The 21768-nt window shown below is 50.3% G+C and carries 23 protein-coding genes; 15 read left to right on the forward strand and 8 right to left on the reverse strand.

Features of this window, described 5'->3' with window-relative positions:
- Positions 1-150 precede the first annotated feature (150 nt).
- The 3 genes from BW972_RS13460 (at position 151) to BW972_RS13470 (ending at position 4396) form a co-directional block, all read left to right on the forward strand.
- A complete protein-coding gene (locus BW972_RS13460) occupies positions 151-1236 on the forward strand; it encodes a ferredoxin--NADP reductase (RefSeq protein WP_076422519.1) in 1086 nt (361 codons plus the stop codon).
- A gap of 116 nt (positions 1237-1352) precedes the next feature.
- The gene (locus tag BW972_RS13465) at positions 1353-3083 is read left to right on the forward strand and encodes a M3 family oligoendopeptidase (protein ID WP_076422520.1); all 1731 of its coding nucleotides are present in this window, start codon (positions 1353-1355) and stop codon (positions 3081-3083) included.
- A 188-nt stretch (positions 3084-3271) separates the two neighbouring features.
- A complete protein-coding gene (locus BW972_RS13470) occupies positions 3272-4396 on the forward strand; it encodes a copper resistance protein NlpE N-terminal domain-containing protein (RefSeq protein WP_076422521.1) in 1125 nt (374 codons plus the stop codon).
- A gap of 239 nt (positions 4397-4635) precedes the next feature.
- Here the strand turns inward: BW972_RS13470 and paaD are convergent, their stop codons facing one another.
- The 5 genes from paaD to BW972_RS13495 all read right to left on the reverse strand — a co-directional run bounded on the left by paaD (position 4636) and on the right by BW972_RS13495 (position 8248).
- Complete coding sequence (gene paaD, locus BW972_RS13475; RefSeq protein WP_076422522.1) at positions 4636-5121, reverse strand: 1,2-phenylacetyl-CoA epoxidase subunit PaaD; 486 nt, start codon at positions 5119-5121, stop codon at positions 4636-4638.
- Between the two features lie 7 nt (positions 5122-5128).
- Positions 5129-5884: a 1,2-phenylacetyl-CoA epoxidase subunit PaaC gene (paaC, locus tag BW972_RS13480; RefSeq protein WP_076422523.1), complete on the reverse strand. Its 756-nt coding sequence runs from the start codon at positions 5882-5884 to the stop codon at positions 5129-5131.
- Positions 5881-6516, reverse strand: coding sequence for a phenylacetic acid degradation b (locus BW972_RS13485; RefSeq protein WP_076422524.1), 636 nt, complete (start codon positions 6514-6516; stop codon positions 5881-5883). Before BW972_RS13485 ends, paaC begins: the two co-directional genes overlap by 4 nt.
- Before the next feature lie 91 nt (positions 6517-6607).
- Positions 6608-7594, reverse strand: coding sequence for a 1,2-phenylacetyl-CoA epoxidase subunit PaaA (gene paaA, locus BW972_RS13490; RefSeq protein WP_083674181.1), 987 nt, complete (start codon positions 7592-7594; stop codon positions 6608-6610).
- 81 nt (positions 7595-7675) lie between these two features.
- Positions 7676-8248 (reverse strand): TetR/AcrR family transcriptional regulator, encoded by a 573-nt coding sequence (locus BW972_RS13495; RefSeq protein WP_076422525.1) that lies wholly within the window; start codon positions 8246-8248, stop codon positions 7676-7678.
- Between the two features lie 349 nt (positions 8249-8597).
- On the opposite strand from BW972_RS13495, the gene BW972_RS13500 reads away from it, so the two are divergent.
- The 10 genes from BW972_RS13500 (at position 8598) to BW972_RS13545 (ending at position 16809) form a co-directional block, all read left to right on the forward strand.
- Complete coding sequence (locus BW972_RS13500) at positions 8598-9371, forward strand: enoyl-CoA hydratase/isomerase family protein (protein ID WP_076422526.1); 774 nt, start codon at positions 8598-8600, stop codon at positions 9369-9371.
- 44 nt (positions 9372-9415) lie between these two features.
- Complete coding sequence (locus tag BW972_RS13505; RefSeq protein ID WP_076422527.1) at positions 9416-9922, forward strand: sterol desaturase family protein; 507 nt, start codon at positions 9416-9418, stop codon at positions 9920-9922.
- Positions 9895-10782, forward strand: a complete 888-nt coding sequence (locus BW972_RS13510; protein ID WP_076422528.1) for a MerR family transcriptional regulator — start codon at positions 9895-9897, stop codon at positions 10780-10782. Before BW972_RS13505 ends, BW972_RS13510 begins: the two co-directional genes overlap by 28 nt.
- Positions 10783-10993: 211 nt before the next feature.
- A complete protein-coding gene (locus BW972_RS13515) occupies positions 10994-11503 on the forward strand; it encodes an RNA polymerase sigma factor (RefSeq protein ID WP_007653845.1) in 510 nt (169 codons plus the stop codon).
- Positions 11504-11539: 36 nt separating this feature from the next.
- Positions 11540-13048: a phytoene desaturase family protein gene (locus BW972_RS13520; protein ID WP_076422529.1), complete on the forward strand. Its 1509-nt coding sequence runs from the start codon at positions 11540-11542 to the stop codon at positions 13046-13048.
- A 16-nt stretch (positions 13049-13064) separates the two neighbouring features.
- Positions 13065-13898 carry a phytoene/squalene synthase family protein gene (locus tag BW972_RS13525; RefSeq protein WP_007653847.1) on the forward strand — a complete coding sequence of 278 codons (834 nt, stop codon included), beginning with the start codon at positions 13065-13067 and terminating at the stop codon, positions 13896-13898.
- Positions 13899-13901: 3 nt separating this feature from the next.
- A complete protein-coding gene (locus BW972_RS13530; RefSeq protein ID WP_007653848.1) occupies positions 13902-14438 on the forward strand; it encodes a hypothetical protein in 537 nt (178 codons plus the stop codon).
- Between the two features lie 5 nt (positions 14439-14443).
- Complete coding sequence (locus tag BW972_RS13535; protein WP_076422530.1) at positions 14444-15142, forward strand: lycopene cyclase domain-containing protein; 699 nt, start codon at positions 14444-14446, stop codon at positions 15140-15142.
- Between the two features lie 6 nt (positions 15143-15148).
- Positions 15149-16000, forward strand: coding sequence for a 4-hydroxy-3-methylbut-2-enyl diphosphate reductase (locus BW972_RS13540; protein ID WP_076422531.1), 852 nt, complete (start codon positions 15149-15151; stop codon positions 15998-16000).
- Positions 16001-16119: 119 nt separating this feature from the next.
- Entirely contained in the window at positions 16120-16809 is a 690-nt protein-coding gene (locus tag BW972_RS13545) for a fatty acid desaturase (RefSeq protein WP_076422532.1), read from the forward strand.
- 47 nt (positions 16810-16856) lie between these two features.
- Here the strand turns inward: BW972_RS13545 and BW972_RS13550 are convergent, their stop codons facing one another.
- The 3 genes from BW972_RS13550 to BW972_RS13560 form a co-directional block, all read right to left on the reverse strand.
- On the reverse strand, positions 16857-17207 hold the full coding sequence (locus BW972_RS13550; RefSeq protein WP_040574510.1) for a heavy-metal-associated domain-containing protein: 351 nt from the start codon (positions 17205-17207) through the stop codon (positions 16857-16859).
- Positions 17208-17294: 87 nt separating this feature from the next.
- Positions 17295-19514, reverse strand: a complete 2220-nt coding sequence (locus BW972_RS13555) for a TonB-dependent receptor (RefSeq protein WP_076422533.1) — start codon at positions 19512-19514, stop codon at positions 17295-17297.
- Between the two features lie 78 nt (positions 19515-19592).
- The gene (locus tag BW972_RS13560; RefSeq protein ID WP_234986382.1) at positions 19593-19997 is read right to left on the reverse strand and encodes an HYC_CC_PP family protein; all 405 of its coding nucleotides are present in this window, start codon (positions 19995-19997) and stop codon (positions 19593-19595) included.
- 394 nt (positions 19998-20391) lie between these two features.
- Here BW972_RS13560 and mraZ point away from each other — a divergent pair, with 394 nt between their 5' ends.
- Complete coding sequence (gene mraZ / locus BW972_RS13565; protein WP_076422535.1) at positions 20392-20859, forward strand: division/cell wall cluster transcriptional repressor MraZ; 468 nt, start codon at positions 20392-20394, stop codon at positions 20857-20859.
- A 20-nt stretch (positions 20860-20879) separates the two neighbouring features.
- Complete coding sequence (rsmH, locus tag BW972_RS13570; protein ID WP_234986383.1) at positions 20880-21761, forward strand: 16S rRNA (cytosine(1402)-N(4))-methyltransferase RsmH; 882 nt, start codon at positions 20880-20882, stop codon at positions 21759-21761.
- Positions 21762-21768: the final 7 nt, after the last annotated feature.

Genomic DNA, 21768 nt, shown 5'->3' on the forward strand with positions numbered 1-21768 from the left:
CACCGTTCATTCTGTTAATGATTTGGTTATAATACGTGATTCGTGAAATCGGTTTTAAAAATTCGCCTAAATTTTCACGCAACAGCCCAGATTGTCGTAACTTTCAGTTTGAAACCATGTTTCCCCCTAAAAGACTATTAATAAAACGATATGAGTAGCCCCTATTTCACGCTGAAGGTCGTGGAGATAACCCGCGAAACCTCAGATGCGATTACGATACACTTAGAACATCCCGATAAAAAACCGATTCCATTCAAGGCAGGGCAATTCCTGACACTTATCCTTCCGATTGACGGAAAGAAAGTCCGCCGTTCCTACTCCCTCTGTTGTGCCCCAAATGAGGGTAGTCGCCTGTCAGTTACTGTTAAACGTGTAGAAGGCGGTCTGGTTTCCAATTATTTGCTTGATAATCTGCAAGTTGGACAGGAAGTTGAAGTGATGGAGCCGCTTGGTAATTTTAACCTGGTACCAGAGGCAGATAAGAGCCGTCATATTATCCTGTTCGGGGCGGGAAGCGGCATTACCCCGCTGATGTCTATGCTCAGAGCAACCCTGCGCGAGGAGCCGAATACGAAGGTGACCTTACTGTACGGTAACCGCGACGAAGACTCCGTGATCTTCAAGCAGCAACTACAGGAACTCCAGTCCGCACACCCTGAGCGCCTGCACGTGGAGTATATTTATAGTCAGCCAAAGCATGCCTGCGACTACCGCGGCCGCATGAACCAGAGTGTGATACTGAAAATACTGGAGCGCCGGCAACTGGCCAAGTCAGCTGACGCGCTCTACTATATGTGCGGACCTGAGGGGATGATGGAAGAGGTGCGCAAGGCCCTAAACGTGCTGCATGTACCTTCTGACCGCATTTTTCGGGAGAGCTTTGTAAGCAACAAACTGGTAGAGCAACACGAACAGGAGCACCACGGCGACGTGTCCTCTTCAGATGACGACGGTGAGATAACCACCCAGACTGTAACCATCATTTATGAAGGCGCCGAGTACAGCGTGACTGTGGAGCCGGATCAGACCATTTTGGAAGCAGCGCTTGACCAGGATGTGGATTTGCCATACTCTTGCCAGGCTGGTTTGTGCACCGCCTGCCGCGGCAAGTGCCTGAGCGGAAAAGTGCATCTGGACGAACGCGAAGGTCTTTCTGACGCTGAGTTGGACGAAGGTTATGTGCTCAATTGCGTAGGCCATCCGCTGACTGCCAATGTGGTCATCGAAATAGGATAAAAATACCTGTTATAACTTCAGTAAGGCTGCACTATCTTTAATGAAGATATAGTGCAGCTTTTTTTTGCACTTTCAGGAGAAGTGTATATATTACCTTTTCTTATACAGAACCATCAATGAGTAAAACAGAAGCTATGATACAAGTGCCCGAACGAAAGAAGCGGGTTTACCTGTCCGAAGACTTTAAAATAGATACTTGGGAAACCATACAGCCATATTTTGAAGAACTGAAAAGCCGTGCCATCAACTCGGTGGAGGAACTGGAAAAGTGGATGAAAGACCGCAGTGAACTCGAGAGCGTGCTCTCCGAAGACCTGGGCTGGCGCTACATCCGCATGACCTGCGACACTCAAAACGAGGATATCACGAAAGCCTTTCAGTATTTCGTATCAGAGATAGAACCCCAGATTGCCCCTTACGACCACGAGCTCAACCTCAAGTTGATGCACTCGCCTTATGTGACCGGTCTCGACAAAGATAAATACCGTATTTACCTGCGCGGTGTGGAGCGTGCCCTGGAGATCTTCCGTGAAGAAAACATTCCGCTGAACACCGAAATCAGCACCAAGCAACAACAGTATGCCGCCATAACAGGCGCCATGACCGTGACGCTGGACGGGGAGGAGATGACCCTACAACGTGCCGCAGACCGACTGAAGCGCAACGAGCGTGCAGTGCGTGAGGAAGCGTGGCGTGCCATACAGGAGCGCCGCACACAGGATCGTCAGAAACTCGATGATCTATTCGACGAGCTGTTGAAACTGCGCACACAGCTGGCCAAAAACGCCGACTTCGACAACTACCGCGACTACATGTTCGCTGCCATGGGACGCTTCGACTATACCCCACAGGATTGCTTTGATTTCCACCAGTCTATCGAGGAAACCATAGTGCCCGTGCTGACAAGTATAGACCGTGAGCGCAAGGAGAAGCTAGGTATAGCCGACCTGCGACCATGGGACCTTGATGTGGACCCAAGCGGCAAAGCACCGCTTGAGCCGTTTACGTCTGGTGAAGAGCTGTTAGAGAAGACTATACAGGTATTCTATAATCTCGACACTTACCTGGGTGACTGTCTGGCTACGATGCGTGAGATGGGGCACCTGGATCTGGAGTCGAGAAAAGGCAAAGCACCGGGCGGGTATAACTATCCACTGGACGAGATTGGCGTACCGTTCATTTTTATGAATGCCACTTCCAGTTTGCGTGATGTGATCACGATGCTGCACGAAGGAGGCCACGCTGTACATTCTTTCCTGACCCGCGACCTGACGCTGGGTGCTTTCAAACACCCACCATCAGAAGTAGCCGAACTGGCCTCCATGTCGATGGAATTGATCTCAATGGACTACTGGGATACTTTCTTTACTGACGAAGACGAGTTGCGTCGCGCCAAACGCACGCACCTGGAGAGCGTACTCGAGACCTTCCCGTGGGTAGCGACCGTGGATAAATTCCAGCATTGGCTTTATGAAAACTCGACCCATACGCAGGAAGAGCGTCATCAGGAGTGGCTCAATATTTTTGAACGATTCAATCACCTCGAAGTGAACTGGAGCGGACTGGAGAAGTATAAGCCTTTCATCTGGCAGAAGCAGCTGCACATCTACGAAGTGCCGTTCTATTATGTAGAATATGCTATGGCACAGTTGGGGGCCATTGCTGTTTGGAAAAACTACAAAGAGAATCCTGCCGAAGGGCTGGCCGCCTACAAGCGTGCCCTCAGCTTAGGCTATACCGTTTCGATTGGTGAGGTATATGAAGCTGCTGGTATTAAGTTCGACTTCAGCACCGAGTACATCAAGAGTCTGGTGGACTTTGTAAAAGGCGAAATGGCCAATATATAAGGTATAGCTATACCTGTACAGAAGCCCCGTCGTTACCAAATCAGGTAGCGATGGGGCTTTTTTTCATGTACTCCCGGTAAATTTAGTAGTTTCGCAGGTGTAATGCTCCGTAAGCGTTTTTACGATTTCACCTATACCTGTGCCGGGCTATTCCTCGTAGAAATTTCTATACCTGTTCAAGAAGAATAATGAATCCTTTTAAACTGTTGCTCCCCATCGGGATTTTCTTGCTGTGCATTGTTGCTGCCTGTTCAACTGCTCCAACTTCCGTCTCACAGTCGAATGCGGAGATGTCGAACGCTGAGGTCGCCCAGGCAGCCGTGGGTTCTTGGGTAGGAACTATACCTTGTGCCGACTGTCCGGGTGTAGACTATACCCTGGATCTCAGCCCTGACAGTACCTACCGGGAGCGCCTCGTGTACCAAGGCCGGAGCGCAACACCATTTGTGCAGTCTGGAACTTGGGGTGTGGGCAATGGGAGGGTTCAACTAAATAAGCAGGGCACTGGTAATAACCAGTTTGCCATAGAGGGTGAAGCATTGGTTATGCTCGATAGTGAAGGCAACCGCATAGAATCACAAGTTGCTGATGCCTACCGCCTACGCCGGAAAAACCCGGACGAGCCAGAGGACAGTCCTAAGCTGTGGCGTGAGAAATACGAACGTGGGATCGAATTTGCCGCCATTGGAAACGAACCGTTTTGGTCACTGGAAGTTGATTTGGATAAAATGATTGAGTTTAGGGTGCTGGACGAAGAGGATGGCAGTGTGCTGACGCCAGTGCCGGTTGCAGAAGAGCCAGAAACGGGTAAGGGAGTCGTGTATAGGGTACAGACCGTTTCGGGCAATCTCGAAATCCGGCTGATCAAGGAAACTTGTGTTAATACGATGTCAGGGCGAGAGCTTCCTTATACCGTAACAGTACTGAAAGACGACATGGAATACAGAGGTTGTGGTATGTACCTCCGTGACTCCCGCCTCGACGGCACCTGGAACCTGGTGGAATTGCAGGCGAAAGCCATCAATCCAAAAGATTTCGGACAGAACCAGCCAACCTTGGTTATATCGCTTGCCGAGGGCAGGGTATCGGGGAGTACAGGATGTAATAGAATAACAGGCACACTTGAACCGATTGCCGACAGAATCAATTTCGGACCTATCGCTGCGACCAGAATGGCTTGTCCGGATATGGAGGTGGAGAATCAGATATTGAAATTGTTGAATGATAGGGAGTTAAGGTATAAGGTGAGTGAAGAGTGGTTGGAAATGATATTGGACGGCAAAGGAGTGATGATGTTTAAGAGAGGGGAGTAGCGTTGAAATAAGTATCCATGAGCAAGATTCTGGAGGGCTTCCCTGTTTTCGATTATACAAATTATGACAATCAGCAATATTATCTGTAGTGACAAGTCGCGACCTAGCCAACCGTGCACCTCAGTAGCTGGGAGAAAAATCCTGAAAATCCTTGGGGTAGGGGCCCTATGTAAAGACTCAGACAAAATGAAATCGCCCGTCGTGTCCAACAGGCGATTTCATTTTCCTTATCAAAATATTTACAAGGGCTTAAACTGCTCAAACATCTGCCGGCAGTCGTTGCAGTAATGCATGGAGCGACAGAGGGTGGGGCCGAAAGGTGTGCGCAGGTCCGTGTTTTCGCTGTCGCAGTACGGACACTTTACATGCTCAAGTATATCTAAGTCCAGAATCAAATCATACTTAGGAGGCGGTGCCAGACCAAACTCTTTCAAATGCCGACGGCCTTTTTCCGAAAGCTTATTGCTGTCCCAAGGTTTGTCGAAAGACATAATGACGGTGTGATTGGTGATGCCATGCTTCTCCAAGGTACGCTCGACATCCTTCTTCATGTAGTCCATGGCAGGACAACCCGCGAAAGTTGGAGTCATGTTCACCGTCACATGGTCTTCGTCAGAAATGTCCACACCCGTAATCACCCCTAGGTCCACCAAAGATAATACAGGTATCTCGGGGTCTTTCACCTCCTCCAACAGGGTCAATATATTCTCTTTCGTCAATTCCATTTTGTTATTACCACTCCGCCGTCGGGTCGATCTTAAACACCTCGGCCATTTCATCGAGTAGTGGCTGCAGGTGCTCAGTGTGCTCACCGTATCGTCCACCCATTTTCGGTTCTATTGTGGCAAGATCCGGCAACTTCAGATCTGTCTTTTCTATTACCGCCTCAATTCGCTTCAACCACTCAGCTTTCACGGCTTCTTCGCCAGCGTATACGCCAGCATCGATCAGCTCCTGCTCGTACTTCGATGGCTCGAACATACCCAGTGCGTAAGGTATAGCCTCGTTCAGCGAGGACTGCAGGCGCAGAATGGCTTCTTCAGTTGAAGAGCCCAGGTTCTTGATCCAGGTGTTGGCGTGCAGCACGTGGTACTTCACTTCGCCTTTCAGTTTGGTGGCTACTTTGGCAATCGGCTCGTAACTCGACTGACTCAGCATTTCGAAGCGAATGATCTCGGCATTGTCGTACAGGAAGTGACGAATCAAGCTGAAATCATACTCACCATTCGGTAGCTCCACAAGTTGGCTGTTGTGAAACTGATTGGCGTTGCGGGTGAAGGCAACGGTATCCGGATCAGCTTCGCCAAGCTCCTGCAGCAAGGTATAGAAGGCCAGGCTGTGGCCAATCTTGTCCTGCGCCATCGACGAGAAAGCAATGTCCTCCTCCAGTATCGGGCCGAAGCCAGTCCACTCGGAATTGCGGTGGCCAAGTATCAATTGGTCGTCAGCCAGTTTGTATAACAGGTCTTTTATCGCTAGCTCGTTCATTGTGGGGCAGTCGTTTTGTGTTCTTCTTTATACTTCGTGATCTTGTCCATCACCTTGTAGGCAATGGCTTCGCGGTACTTCTTTTCAGGTATAGTGGTCCACATGTCCTTGTCCTCTTCCGCTGACTGCAGTACATGTTTTGACTTTACCACCCACACGTTTACAATCGGGCCTTTCTCGCCAAAAGCCTGGCGGGCTTCCTGCAACGCCTCTTGGTAAGAAGTTGCCATCACACGCCCGGCATGGGTATGCGCTTTACCGCGCTTCTTCAAATGGAAGATCTCGTACGCTTCCGCCTCTTCGCTTCGCTCAGTCGGCTCTTTCACGCGCATCATCTCATATACATTCTCACCGTCACCAGCATAAGGAGTTACCTGGATATGCTCCGTGCGCGCGATCCAAAGGCCCACGCATGGGAAGCGGCGGCTGTACTGTTCTTTGGCAAATAGGAAAGCTACATCCTCATTCGGCGCGTGTACCGGGCCCACGTAGGTATGTGCAGCGCCTTCTTTCTTCTGATGGAAGGCTTCATATGTTTCAAACTGATCCAGTTCCGGCTTCGGCTCAATAGCCGGCGCCTCTTCCGGCAGGTTCAGTCGGGTTACTCTCGGGTCTAAGGATGTCAAAGACATAGTTTTTAAGTTAAGAGCTTGAGTTAGTTAAGAGTTAAAAGTTGAGGGTTGAAGGAAAAATTACTCTCAACTTTTAACTACCGTTATGCCTCTAGGCTAACGGCTTCACGTATTTTGCTTTCGGGTTGAGGAGGGCTCTGCGAACCCAAGCGCCGCGCTCTTCGGCGGTGCGGCGTACGGCAAGGCGCTCGGCGTTGCAAGGACCATCGCCATTGATCACGCGCTTGAACTCATCCCAGTCCGGCTCAGTGTATTCCCATTGACCCGTCTCCATGTTCTTCTTCAGATTCGGATCCGGCACGGTCAGGCCAAGCTCCCAGATCTTCGGCACGTACATGTCGAGGAACTGCTGACGGCATTCGTCGTTAGAGGCCATCTTCACTTTCCAGCGCATCAGCGTTTCGGTGTGCGTGCTCATCTTGTCAGACGGACCGAAGAACGTCATGATCGGCGGCCACCAGCGATTGAGGGCGGCTTGGATCATTTCGCGCTGCTTCGGCGTGCCTGTCGCCATGTGCACTACCGCATCGTGGCCATACTTCAGGTGGAAAGCCTCCTCGGCGCAGATACGCTCCAACGCACGGGAGTAAGGGCCATAAGAACCTTTGGCATTCGCCATCTGGTTCACGATCGCGCCTGCGTCGATCAGCCAGGAAATGATGTTGGAGTCAGCCCAGGTAAAGGCCGGGTAGTTAAATACGTTAGAGTACTTGCTCTTGCCGTTGATCAGGTCAGTGAGCATCTGCTCGCGTGTTTTGCCCAACGTTTCGGCTGCGCTATACAGTAGCTGTGCGTGCCCTACTTCATCCTGTACTTTGGCCATCTGAGCCATCTTGCGGCGGAAGCCAGGGGCACGGGTAATCCACGTACCTTCCGGCAGTGCGCCGATGATCTCAGAGTGCGCATGCTGCTCGATCATGCGGATCAGCTGCTTGCGGTATAGTTGCGGCATCCAGTCGTTTGGCTCGATCTTCTCGCCTCGTGCGATACGTGCTTCAAACTCGGCCAGCTTTGCAGGATCTTCTGTCTGCAGGTCGTCGAATTTGGTGGCTTCGAAAACGTTTCCTCCTCCGTACATAATATTTTCAGTTTTAAGGTTCAGTAAAAAGCGCCGGACTGTTAAGGTGGTACAGTCCGGCTAGGGTTAGGTATAGATAAACTAGTTAAGGTTCGTCTTTAGCCCGTTCAGCAGCATGGCCGACAGGTTATCGGCAATCTCGGCCGGCTTCATCTTTCCCTCTGGCTTATACCAGGTATGGATCCAGTTCAGCCCCGAAAGTATAGTGAGCACGGCAAACTTCTCGTCCGGCACCTGAAACTCTCCGCTAGCTATACCTTGGCGGATGATCTCGCGGAAGTAATTTTCATAACGGTCGCGCAGGGCCAGAAACTCCGTGTGGTATGGTTCGCTCAGGTGGCGCCACTCCTGCAGGAACACTGCCGATGCCTCTGTGTTGCGGGTCAGCACCTGTACGTGTGCCGAGATAGCTCTTTTCAGTTGCTCGGTGGCACTGACATTATCGGCTTTCACAGCCTCAATAACACCAAAGAACTCGTCTGCCATCCGGAAGCACACCCGCTGCAGAATCTCTTCTTTGGAACGGATATGGGAGTAAATACTGGCGGCTTCTATACCTAAGGCGTTGGCCAAGTCGCGCATGGACGTGGCCGAAAAACCTCTGGTCTTGAATAAGGCCGTAGCCGTTTGCTCTATCTGTTCTTTCCTGCTCAAAGTATACTCCTTATATAGATAACAACAAATGTAAACAACCTAACGTTCGTTAGCAAATAAATTTTACGGGTTTACAGCATTTATGTTGTGTGGCAGACAGTGATGGTTAGACTAGGTGCAGGAAGTTGTTATGTTGTGCGATCGATTAACAAATAGCCAAAAACAAATGAAGTGTAAGAACTAAGAATTTGTGCTCATTTTGTCGCGACATTCACTGAATTTGCTTATCTTTTTCGAGCATTACTGATTAACTCGCGTATTATCTGAAACCGGCTCGCCGGTATATGGAATTATAATTTAGAAGACTATAATCATGACTGACACGACTCAACCACCTATCACGCAAACTATGGACTTTGTGCATTACGAAGTGAAGGAGCGTGTAGGATATATCACCCTGGCCCGATCCGAGAAGCGAAACGCGCTGAATGCTGAGATGGTCTCGGAACTGAAACGAGCCTTTGCCGCCGCCGAAGACGATGAAACCTGCAAAGTGATCGTGCTACGGGCCGAAGGCAAGGTGTTCTGCGCTGGTGCCGACCTGGAGTACCTGCAGCGCCTGCAGCAATACGACTACCACGACAACCTGGCTGACTCCACGCACTTGATGGAGCTCTTCCGGCTGATCTATACATTGAAGAAAGTAGTGATAGCCCAGGTGCACGGTCATGCCATAGCAGGTGGCTGCGGACTGGCGGCAATCTGCGATTTCACTTTTGCTGTACCAGAGGCGAGGTTTGGCTACACCGAAGTGAAGATCGGTTTTATACCTGCTATTGTAAAGGTGTTCCTGCTCCGCAAGATAGGGGAGGCTCGTGCCAAGCAACTGCTGCTCACCGGCGACCTGATCTCAGCAGAGGAAGCACAAAACTTCGGCTTAGTGAATTATGTGGTGCCTGCCAATGAACTGGAGGATCGTGTGTTCAGCTTCGCCCAAAAGCTCTGCAAAGAAAACTCTCGTCAGAGCATGGAGGTGACCAAAGAGATGATCGCGCGGGTGCAGGAGATGTCGCTGGAGGATGGCCTGCAGTATGCGGCCGAAATGAACGCCGTGGCCCGTGGCAGCGAAGACTGTCAGCGCGGCATTGCGGCTTTTTTGAATAAAGAGGCGCTGACCTGGTAATTTTCTGTTAAAGTTTCTAAACCATTTGTTAAACTTGTTGTTTGATGAGTATGCTGATGGGCCTTGGAATCATGTTGATTACTTTTGTGGCAATGGAAGGTGTGGCCTGGGCCATGCACAAGTATGTGCTGCACGGTTTTCTGTGGTTCCTGCACAAGTCCCACCATACCCATCATAAGCACGCTTTTGAGTGGAATGATCTGTTTTTTGCCTATTACGGTACCCTGGCCATGCTGTTCTTCGTGTTTGGCAGCGACCCCATCGATTACCGTTTCTGGATAGGAGCAGGCATTACCCTCTACGGTGTGGCTTATTTCCTGATACACGATGTTTTCATCCACAGGCGCATCAGGGTTTTCGGAAGTACGTCTAATGTTTATCTGAAAGCCTTAAACATAGCGCACAAGGTGCATCATAAGCACAAGGGGCGCGACGGCTCCGAGTCTTACGGCATGCTGTGGGTGGCACCCAGGTATTTCAGGGATGCATACGCAATCATTCAGAAACAACAAGGGGAACAGACGTGGCGCAATACACCATTAAAGAGCTAGAGCACCTTTCAGGTATAAAGGCTCATACCATCCGCATCTGGGAGCAGCGCTACAACGTGCTTTGTCCCCAGCGCACCGACACCAACATCCGCTACTACAGCGATGCCGACCTGAAAACCCTGCTAAATATTTCGTTACTGAACGAACAGGGATATAAGATCTCCAAAATAGCCAAGATGAGCCCCGAGCAGCTGAAGCTGACGGTGCAGCAGCTTGCCGAACAGGAGGCATCATCGCTTTCACATCATATTACCAATATGGTGACGGCCATGATCGACATGGACGAAGAGCAGTTCGATAAATCCTTCTCTACTGTGACTTTGCAGGTGGGCTTTCATCAGGCGATGCTGCAGGTGGTGTACCCATTCCTGCATAAGATCGGCATCCTGTGGCAGACCAATAATATAACACCTGCGCACGAGCACTTTGTGAGTAACCTGGTGCGGCAGAAGCTGATTGTGGCTATAGACGGGCAGGTGGTAAAGCGCAAAGAAGGCGCGCCAACTTACCTGCTATACCTGCCGGAGGGCGAGCTGCATGAAATTGCCCTGCTTTACATGAACTACCTGATCAGGTCGCATCACCAGCAGGTGCTCTACCTTGGGCAGAATCTGCCATTTAAGGATCTGCAACTTACCTACGACCAGCTCAAGCCTGATATTATCTGCACAGTCATGACGATTATACCTGAGCGCGATCAGGTGCAGGACTACATAGATAAACTTGCCGCTACTTTCCCGGCTGCGCAGATATACTTGTATGGCTACCAGGTGCAGCACGATTTCCTGGTATTCCCCGAAAACACACACCGACTCAGTTGCATCGAAGATTTTATTCGCGTGTTAACGCAAAAGAGCTAGCGAGTTAAACAAAATAATACAGCTGCTATTGTTCAACAAAAAGGGCCAAATCCGATAGGGTTTGGCCTTTTTTGTTGGCAAAAGTTCAAATTGAGGGTATATAAGGTGAGATAAATTGTTTAATATGATGAAAAAAATATTAAACAAAATTTGACCTTTATTTTTTAACGGCGTATAATTGTTTAGTGATTAGGTTAAAAAGTTAAACATTATGACAGCGTTAGAATTTTCCAACCACATTCAGCTGGCAGCTGGTTCGTTGAAGCCGGTAGCCATGAACCTTACCCGCAATGCGGACGACGCGAAAGACTTAGTGCAGGAAACGTTACTCAAAGCGCTCTCGAATCGGGAGAAGTTCAACGCTGGCACTAATCTGAAAGCATGGCTTTACACGATCATGCGCAATACGTTTATAAACAACTACAACAAGATCACCAAGCGCAGCAGTAACATCGACAGTACGGAGTACCTGCAGTACCTGAATACTGATGATAGCTTTGTGACGGTAAACAAAGGCACAGCTGCCTTCGTCATGAGCGATATCAAGGCTGCCATTGCCAGGCTAAATGAAGAGCATCGTACCCCTTTCATGATGTATTACATTGGGTTTAAATACCTCGAGATTGCCGAGGAGCTGAATATTCCGATTGGCACGGTGAAAAATCGCATCCATATCGCCCGCAAGGAGTTGAAGAAGATGCTGCAGGTTTATGGCGACTAAAAACAACTTAAACTAGTTTTTTTAGTAAATTTCTAAATGATGTCAAAAAAAGTAATCGTGATTGGTGCCGGTTTCTCAGGCCTTTCGGCTGCCACCAGCCTGGCTGACCAGGGCTATGAAGTAACGGTGCTGGAGAAGAATGCCACCCCGGGAGGCCGTGCCCGCAGCTTCGGAGCCGAAGGCTATACCTTCGACATGGGGCCAAGCTGGTATTGGATGCCCGATGTGTTTGAGTCCTACTTCAACAAATTCGGCAAATCCGTTTCTGATTACTACGACCTCGTGCGCCTCGACCCATCTTATACTGTGGTCTTCGGTGAAGATGATTTTGTGGATGTGCCTGCCTCACTTGACGAACTGAAGGCCCTGTTTGAGAGATGGGAGCCGGGAAGTGCCGCCCGACTCGACCAGTTTCTGAAACAGGCCGCTTATAAGTATGAAGTAGGTATAAACCAGCTTGTGTACAAACCCGGTCGTTCGATGAGCGAATTCATGAGCCTGCAGCTTTTGCTGGATGTGCTCCGCATGGATGTGTTTCAGTCGATACACGCGCACATCCGCCGCTTCTTTTCGCATGAGAAAATCATCAAACTAATGGAGTTTCCGGTGTTGTTCCTCGGAGCGCTGCCGCAAAATACGCCCGCCCTGTATAGTCTGATGAACTATGCTGACATCAGCCTCGGGACCTGGTACCCGATGGGCGGTATGTACAAGATTATCGAGGGCATGGTGCAGCTAGCAGAGGAGAAAGGCGTGGCTTTTCTTTATAACCAGGATGTGCAGGAGATAGAGGTGGAGCAAGGTATAGCCCGTCGCGTACACACTGCTTCGGGTACTTTTGAAGCCGATGTGGTGGTGGCCAGCGCTGACTATCATCATGTAGAACGCCACCTTTTAGCTCCGGCTCTACGTAGTTATACCGAGGAATACTGGGGCAAGCGTGTAATGGCGCCTTCCTGCCTGATTTTCTACCTGGGTATAGGAAAGAAGCTTAATAACCTGCGGCACCACAACCTGTTCTTTGACGAAGACTTCGGGCCGCATGCGCACGAAATTTACTCAGATCCTAAGTGGCCGGCCAAGCCGCTCTTCTATGTGTCAGCTCCGTCAGTGACAGACGATAGTGTGGCCCCGGACAGTTGTGAGAATCTGTTTGTGCTGATGCCGGTGGCGCCTGATCTGGAAGATACAGAGGAGCTGCGTGAGCGCTACTATGACATTATTATGAACCGTCTGGAGCACCTGACGAAGCAGGATGTGCGCAGCGCTGTGGTGTTTAAGCGCAGCTACGCCCACCGCGATTTTATATCTGACTACAATGCCTTTAAAGGTAATGCCTATGGCTTGGCCAATACACTGATGCAGACTGCCCTGCTCAAGCCCAGCCTGAAAAGTAAAAAAGTAAAGAACCTGTACTATACCGGTCAGCTGACGGTGCCGGGACCCGGAGTGCCGCCATCGCTTATCTCAGGACAGGTGGTGGCAAAGGAAGTGGCGAAGGAATATGCGCTGGCTGCGGGTCAGCGGGAAATAATGAGTAAGTAACGCCCCAGATAAAACTATGGATTTATACAAAGACACCTGCCTGAACTGTAGCAAGCTTATAACGGAGGCGTACAGTACCTCCTTTACGCTTGGAATAAAAACACTTCACCGCAAATTCCATCAGCCCATTTATGCCATCTATGGCTTCGTGCGCTGCGCCGACGAGATTGTGGATACTTTTCATGACTTCGACAAACGCAAACTGCTCAGCGAGTTCCGTAAGCAGACTTTTGAAGCCATTGAGCAAGGTATAAGCCTGAACCCCGTGCTGCATGCCTTTCAGTGCGTGGTGAATGAGTATAAGATCGACCGCGAGTATATCGAAGCCTTTTTGAACAGCATGGCCATGGATCTGGAAGACCATGTGTACGATCCGGCGCTGTACAAAGAGTACATCTACGGATCGGCTGAAGTGGTGGGGCTGATGTGTCTGAAGGTGTTCTGTGAGGGAGATCAGGAGATGTTTGAACGGCTGAAGAAACCAGCTTGCAGTCTGGGGGCTGCCTTCCAGAAGGTGAACTTCCTGCGCGATATGCAGAGCGACTTTAAGGACCGGGGCAGAGTCTATTTTCCGGCGGTGGACATCCGTACCTTCAACAATGCAAGCAAAGAAGAAATAGAAGCCGACATCGCGCAGGACTTCAAAGACGCCTACGTTGGTATACTTGGTTTGCCGCGTTCTGCCCGCATGGGCGTATACCTTGCCTATGTGTATTACCTCAAGCTTTTCCACAAAATCAAAGGGCTGCCGGCAACCCATATCTTGAATGAGCGCGTAAGAGTACCTGATAATACAAAGTTAGCCTTACTTTTGGGCTCTTATCTCAGGTACCAACTAAACGCCATCTGAATCGTGAAGAATAGCTTACTGATATTACCCTTTTTACTCTTTTTTTACATTACGGCTCTGGCCGATAATACCAAGTCCTACAAGTTGCCTGACCTGCGTGTGCAGTTCCTGGAGGCGAGTCAGAACAGCAAAGCTGGCAAGGAGTTTCACAAGCTGATGAGTGACTACGAGGATAATAACCCTGTGGTGCTGGCTTACAAGGCAGTTTCGGAAGCCATTATGGCGAAACATGTTTGGAATCCTTATATGAAAATGAAGCACCTGCAGCGGTCTTCGGAGATATTTGAGCAGGCCGTTCAACTGAACGCAAGCAATCCGGAAATAAGATTTCTGCGCTTCACAGTAGAGCACTATGTGCCGCGCTACTTGAACATGAGCAAGAACCTGGAAGACGACAAAGCCAAGATCATCGCCGGGCTGGAGCGTCACCCGAAATCCGGTTTGTCCAATGACATGGCCCGCGACATCCGGGATTTCATGCTAACGAAAGACCACTGCACCGAACAGGAAAAAAGAAAAATCAAAAGCATACCCATATAAGCCGCATGCCACTCTACCTGTACCTGAACATCTTCACTATCCTGTTTCCACTGTTGCTCTCCTTCGACAGGAAAGTGGCTTTTTATAAAAACTGGCCATACCTGTGGCCTGCCATCATTATCAACGCTGTCCTGTTTATTATCTGGGACGAACTCTTCACCCAAGCTGGTGTATGGGGCTTCAATCCGGAATATCTGGTAGGTGTCTACATCTTTAACCTGCCGCTTGAGGAGGTGCTTTTCTTCATCACAGTGCCTTATGCCTGCGTCTTTATCTACGACTGTCTCAATGCTTACATCACCAAAGACCTGCTCCAGCCTTACGCCAAGGTAATAACCTTTGCGCTTATACCTGTGCTCTTGCTTCTGGCGGTCTTTAATTTAGAAAAGCTCTATACTTCCATCACCTTTACCTTGCTGGCCGCTATGCTGGGGGTGCACTATTACTATTTCAACACAGAAAGACTAGGGCGGTTTTACCTGGCCTACATGGTGCACCTGGTTCCGTTCCTGCTGGTAAATGGTGTTTTGACTTACTTGCCAATAGTTTGGTATAACAACAGCCACAACCTGAGTATCCGCATTGTATCTATACCTGTAGAGGACTCTATGTACTCCATGCTGATGCTTTTGCTGACAATTTCGATTTATGAAGGCTTAAAACAGCGCTTCGCTCTTAAACAATATCAACGCTTGGCTGTATAAAGGTATATGCGAAACCTTCAAGTCACGATCGATTCTAACTCAGGCTTTTGCTTCGGCGTGGTCTATGCCATCCAAATGGCTGAGGACCTGCTCGAAGAGCAAGGGTATCTTTATTGTCTGGGTGATATTGTGCACAACGACGTGGAGGTAGAGCGCCTGCAGAAGCGGGGCCTGCGCATTATCGACCACGCTCAGCTGCGGGAGCTGCGTGACGAGGCCGTGCTGATACGTGCCCACGGTGAACCCCCTGCGACTTATCATGTGGCCCTGCAGAACAACCTGACCCTGATCGATGCCTCCTGTCCCGTGGTGCTTAAGTTGCAGAACCGAATTAAAACGTCTTACGACAAAGACGAGCGGATCTTCATCTATGGCAAGCATGGGCATGCTGAGGTGATGGGCCTTTTGGGGCAGACGAGCAACAAGGCCGTGGTATTTGAGAATCTGGACGAACTCATGCAACATGAGTTGCCGCCTAAAATTACGCTTTACAGCCAGACCACCAAAAGCACCAACAGCTTCTACAACATAAAAGACACACTGGAGCAAAAAGGCTACGAAGTGGACGCCAACGACACCATCTGCCGCCAGGTATCGAACCGCGACAAAGACCTGCGAAAGTTTGCCGCCCAGTTTGATAAGATTATCTTCGTGTCGGGCACCAAGTCGAGCAACGGCAAAGTGCTCTATCAGGTATGCAAAGACACGAATCCGGCTACATATTTTGTTTCGAAGGTAGAAGAAATACAACCCGAGTGGTTTGCCGACGGAGACAAAGTGGGTATTTGCGGGGCAACTTCTACACCCATGTGGCTGATGGAGAAGGTGCGTGATACCTTGCTGAAGGAAGCGGTATAGTCAGGTATGGGTTGGGGCTGCGGAAAAATAGGTATAGCCAAAGCTTAAATTTAGGCAGGTATACCCGAAGTTAAACACTCAATGTAGGTATAGCCAGGGTGCAGCCGTCAAAGAATCAAATGGCAAAAACAATCAATAGAGACAACAGAGGGATAGCCATTGCTGCCATCATCGTGGCGTGCTGGTTTGTGCTGCTCGCATACCTGTTGCGCTTTCCGGTTGACTTTGCATCGCCTTTGCCATACTTGTTCATGCTGCTGCAGACGCACCTATATACGGGGTTGTTTATCACCGCCCACGATGCCATGCACGGCGTTGCCGCTCCCGGCCGCCCCAAGTTGAATCGTTTCATCGGAACCGTCACGGCCTTTCTTTTTGCCTACAATTGGTACCCGAGGCTCCTGCCTAAACACCACCAGCACCACAAGCACGTGGCGACGGATGAAGACCCCGACTACCACCACGGCTCTTTCTGGCCTTGGTACTACAGCTTTCTGAAAAACTACATCACGTGGTGGCAAATCGTGCTGATGGCTATTACCTATAATGTGCTGCAGCTTTTTTTTCCGCTCGAGAATGTGATTATGTTCTGGATGGTGCCAGCTATTCTAGCGACTTTTCAGCTGTTTTACTTCGGTACCTACCTGCCGCACCGGGGTGAGCATGCGCCAGATAACAGGCACAAATCCGGTACGCAGGCCAAGAACCACCTGTGGGCCTTTGTGAGTTGCTACTTTTTCGGCTACCATTACGAGCACCACGACAAACCGTACCTGCCGTGGTGGCAGCTGTATAAAGCAAAAGGGTAGCCGACTTTGTGTTAGCTACCCTTTTGCTTTGTAAGGTATGGACGAATTTAGTGCGCGCCAGCTTCCTTGCGGCAGCAATCGTCCAGCTTGTTATAAGCACGTGGCGTAGCTGGCTTGTCGTCGGCGTCGTAACCTGTGTCGTTCACTGCCTTACGGATTTTGTCCTCGTTGGTCTTCTTCGGGTCGTAGGTTACAGTCAGCATCTTTGAATCCACGTCCAGGTTCGATTTCTTAACGCCCTTCTCGTAAGCCATTGTTTTTTCAATGCTCTTCTTACACATGCCGCACACAGCTGAAGTTTTGATTTGAACTGTTTTCTCGTTGCCGTTCTGAGCCTGTGCGCTCAACGTAGCGAAGAACATAACGAGTGCTAATCCGAGGTTTCTGAAGATTTTCATAATGTGAATTATTGTTGGTGAATGTTAGATATATGATAATGATTTAGTTTCTATTAGGGTTGCTGGAGCTGTGCAAATGATGTGCCGCTATTCGATCTTGAAACGCATACCTGCATAGATAACCCGTCCGGTAATCGGTCCCCATACCATGCTCGCGTCGAAGTTAGGGCCGAAAGGATTGTCTGCTCCTCTGATCGCCTCCGGCTGACGGAAGTTCAACAGGTTTTCACCGCCTACGTAAATTTCCCAGCGTTTGAAAGCCCGCGACACCTGTCCGTTCAGGGTATAGAAAGCGTCGGACTGCCGCACGTTGGCTGCACCACTATGGCCTTCCATGTAAGCCAGCGGCATTTGTCCAAAGTACTGCGTGGTTAGGTCGGCACGCCATTTGTCGAATGGCGTGGCAAAGCCGAGGTTCACAAAAAAGCGGTGCTGCGGAATCATCGGGCGCTGCTGCAGTGTGCCGTTGTAGGTGGTCTGCACGTCGTAATACTTGTAGGCCGTCTTCACATCAAAGCCCTTTAGTACCTCGTACTGCAGTTCCGCTTGGAAGCTGCGCGAGAAAGAGCGGCCCTGCAAGTTGTAAAACTCCACCTGGTTGGCGCTACTAAACATGTCGGCCACTACTTGATTCTGAAAGGTGGTATAGTAGTAGTCGGTGATGAAAGCGCCCGGACGACCGCCCAGCTCAAAGTATTGCGTGAAAGAGCCGCCTAGGTTCCAGGCCTTTTCCGGCTCCAGCGTTTCCCGGAACGTAAAGGCGCGGTTACTCACCAAAGCCGCCGTGTTCTCCGCAATTGGATTGGCTACCCGGAAGCCTTTGCCTGCCGCCACCCTGAAAATGGTGTTTTGGGTAAGGTCATACTTCACGTTCAGGCGTGGGGTGAACACTGTCCCATAGAGGTTGTGGAAGTCGGTGCGGGCGCCGGCCACGATGGTCAGGTTCTCGGCATTGTTAAAGATGTACTCCGCGAAAATGCCCGGTACTTGCTCGGTGCGGGCCAGTCTGGTTTGCTCCAGTCGCTCGGTATAGTCGTCGTAGAGGAAGCTGGCGCCTACTTTATAGGTATGGCCTGTGTGCCCGATGATGGACTGGAAAATAAAGCGTAAATCACCGGTGTTCTGTTCGCCATTGTAAGCCCGGCGGCCATAGAGCGAATTGAACTTGTGGTGCACGCCTGAGGAGATAAAGCCCAGACTCTGGTATGGCCGGCCCGGGAAGGTATAGGAAGTCTTGTTGTAGAAAGACAAGCGGTCCGTCTCCGATTCGGTGCCATAGCGCTGGTTAGGCCCCACTGGTTCACCTTTTACATAGTCCATCTGTCCGCCCAGCTTGGTTTCGCGCAGCGCATTGATACCGAATTCAGACACCCAGTCACCGTGGGTATACTTCCACTTATTATATACATTGTGGTGCGTACCCAGCGCCAGGTCCATAAAGCCGTCCTTGTTGCGGTCCACGCGGTTGCCCAGGTGGTCCGAGTGTAACATCAGGATGGTGCTCCACTTCGGGCTTACCTGCGCCGACACGTTCAGGTTGGCGTCGAACTTGGCGAGGCTGTTGCCATACAGGTTCAGGTATAGCCGCTCACTTTTCTCCGGATCCTTCAGTTTCACATTCACCTGCCCCGAAATCGATTCATAGCCGTTCAGCACCGAGCCCATACCTTTAATAATATCAATCGACTCGATGTAGGTGCCTGACAGATAGTTGAGGCGGTAGGGGGTGGAGAGGCCACGCAGGGCGGGGACGTTGTCGGTGGTGAGCAAGGTATAGGAACCGTCCAGTCCCAGCATTTGGATCTGCTTGGCTCCTGAAACCGCGTCAGTCGTGCTGACTTCTACGGAGGCATTCGTCTCAAAGCTCTCAGCCAGGTTACAGCAAGCTGATTTCTCCAGGTCACGCGTCGTGATGATCTGCGAGTTGGTTGGCGTGAGGGCGGAGTAGCGTGTTTGCTGCCCCTCGACCACTACCTCTTTGAGAGAACTTGTCGGACTGAGGGAAATCATGATGGCGGTTTTGCCACTGACATCGATGGTATCCGGCTTATATCCTAAGTAAGACACAATAATCTCCGGCGTAACGGCGTCGCTGAGCTGCAGGGAGAAGCTGCCGGTTGCGTCAGTGGAAGTGCCTTTGGTGGTGCCTTTCCAGGCGGCGTTGGCGCCGATAAGCGGGGAGTTGGTGGCTTTGTCTACCACTGTGCCCGTCAGTTGCTGGGCAGCGGCAGGGTATAGGATACTTATAAAGAGTACGAGCGTGCCGAAAACACGGTATAGGGCTCGCGAAGGTATGTTAAAATGCATATTTCTTATTCGTTTGAAAACTAAAGCATACAGGTATAGGCACAGGTATAGCACCAGCGCCTTAGGTTGCAGCTAAGTCTAGACGATAAGAATATGGAGCCGATGGAGCAGCTCAATGCCAAAGAGCGGGGGAGAGCTGTCGGAATAGGTGAGAATGCGCTGGTCAGTGGCAATGGCCGGTGACCAGGTGGTAAAAAGTGGAGTGAACGCTACTGCAACGAATACCGGAATCTCAAGCGACAGGCTCTTAATAGAAGAGACCGGCTCCAGCTTTTCGAAAGACAGCGCTGTTGTGCAGCAATCATCTTCAGTAGTTTCCTGAGTATCAGATTCCTGGCAGCAACCATCCGTTTGCTCCTGCGCAGCCGACATCTTCAGGCCGGTCATCAGGCAGAGTTGTTCGCTCAGGGCCACGCCAAAAGAGCCCAGCAAAATGCTCAGGGTCAGCAGCAGTATTACCGTATGGCGGATGGTCTGATTCACAACACAAATATACGGGATTTTCCTCCACAATATCACCAAGCTTTATCCACTCTCGGGATATTACCCCACTTTGTCCCACATTCTCCACTTTGTCCCACTTTTGCTGAAAACACGCTGCAGGAGGTGCTGTTTATACCTGTTTTATTAATTAAGTATCTGTTATTCAGTTGTTTAAAATATATGCAGTCTCGTATATTAACGAACGGCCATATTTTATGCAAATAAACTTATCCGCAAAATGAAGCTGCAAAATGTGGATAATGTGGATAAGTGGGGTGGATAACCGTAATTTATCCACAAAGTGGTAAAAAGTGGGAGATTGTGGTTGCGGTGTTTTGTTGAATCGTTACATTTGTATACTCCGAAAAACTACACGGACCAAACTGTCATATACATGAACTTCCTGTCTGGCGAATACGAATGCAAGATTGACCCAAAGGGAAGATTGGTTTTACCTGCGAAGATAAAAGCCAATCTGCCGGAGGCGTCTGGCAATCATGTCGTTCTGACGAGGGGTTTCGAACCTTGCCTTGTGCTCTACCCGAAATCGGAGTGGAAGACGATCTACGACAAGGTGGCAGGTCTGAACGAGTTTAACGAGGAGTACCGCCAGTTTCAGCGCAACTTCTTCCGTGGCAACACGGAGATCGAGCTGGACGGCACCGGCCGTTTCATCGTGCCCCGTACCATGGCCCGTTTCGCCGATTTGGAGAAAGAAGCCATTGTGGTGGGCTTGGGAAACCGCGTAGAAATCTGGAACCCGGACAGGTATGAAGACTTCCTGATCAAGGACCAACAGAGTTTCTCGCAACTGGCCGAGAAGTTTTTAGGAGATAAACCGGCGGAAGCGCCTTTGATTTAATGCAGTACCACAGACCGGTTATGCTACAGGAATGCATAGACGCACTGGAAATTAAACCAGACGGCGTGTATGTGGATGTGACGTTTGGAGGAGGCGGGCACTCTAAGGTAATCGCCAGTAAGCTGACAACAGGTCGGCTTTACTCGTTTGACCAGGACCGCGACGCGGAGGAGCAGTCGAAGAAGATCGACAGCCCGGCTTTCACATTTGTACGCGCCAACTTCCGGGACCTGAAAAAGTACCTGCGCCTCTACCGCGTGAAAGAAGTAGACGGTATTCTGGCTGACTTAGGCGTATCGTCACATCAGTTCAACGAGGCCGAGCGCGGTTTTTCGACCCGCTTCGACGGACCGCTGGACATGCGCATGGACCCGGAGTCGGGTATGCCGGCAAGCGAAGTGGTGAATACCTATAGCCAGGAGCAATTGCACAGGATTTTCGGTATTTACGGCGAGGTGAAAAACGCCAAAACGCTGGCTGGGGTGATCGTGTCACAACGGGCCCGCAAGCCGATCGAGACGATCGGTGAGTTTAAACAAGCCATCAGCTCCTGCACCCCGCGTGGGAAGGAGAACAAATATCTGGCGCAAGTGTTTCAGGCGCTGCGCATAGAAGTAAACGACGAGCTGAAGGCGCTCGAGGAAATGCTGGAGCAGGCGGCCGAAGTGCTGAAACCCGGCGGACGACTGGTGGTGATGTCTTACCACTCACTCGAAGATCGGCTGGTGAAGAACTTCATCGCCAAGGGCAAGTTCTTCGGAGAGGTGGAGAAAGACCTCTTCGGAAACGAAAAGAAGCCGCTCGATGCTGTGAACCGGAAACCGATCGTGCCATCAGAACAGGAGTTGCTCGAGAACAGCCGCTCCCGCAGTGCCAAACTCAGAATCGCAGAGAAAAGATAGCGAATGA

Source organism: Pontibacter lucknowensis (assembly GCF_900156415.1).
GTDB lineage: Bacteria > Bacteroidota > Bacteroidia > Cytophagales > Hymenobacteraceae > Pontibacter > Pontibacter lucknowensis.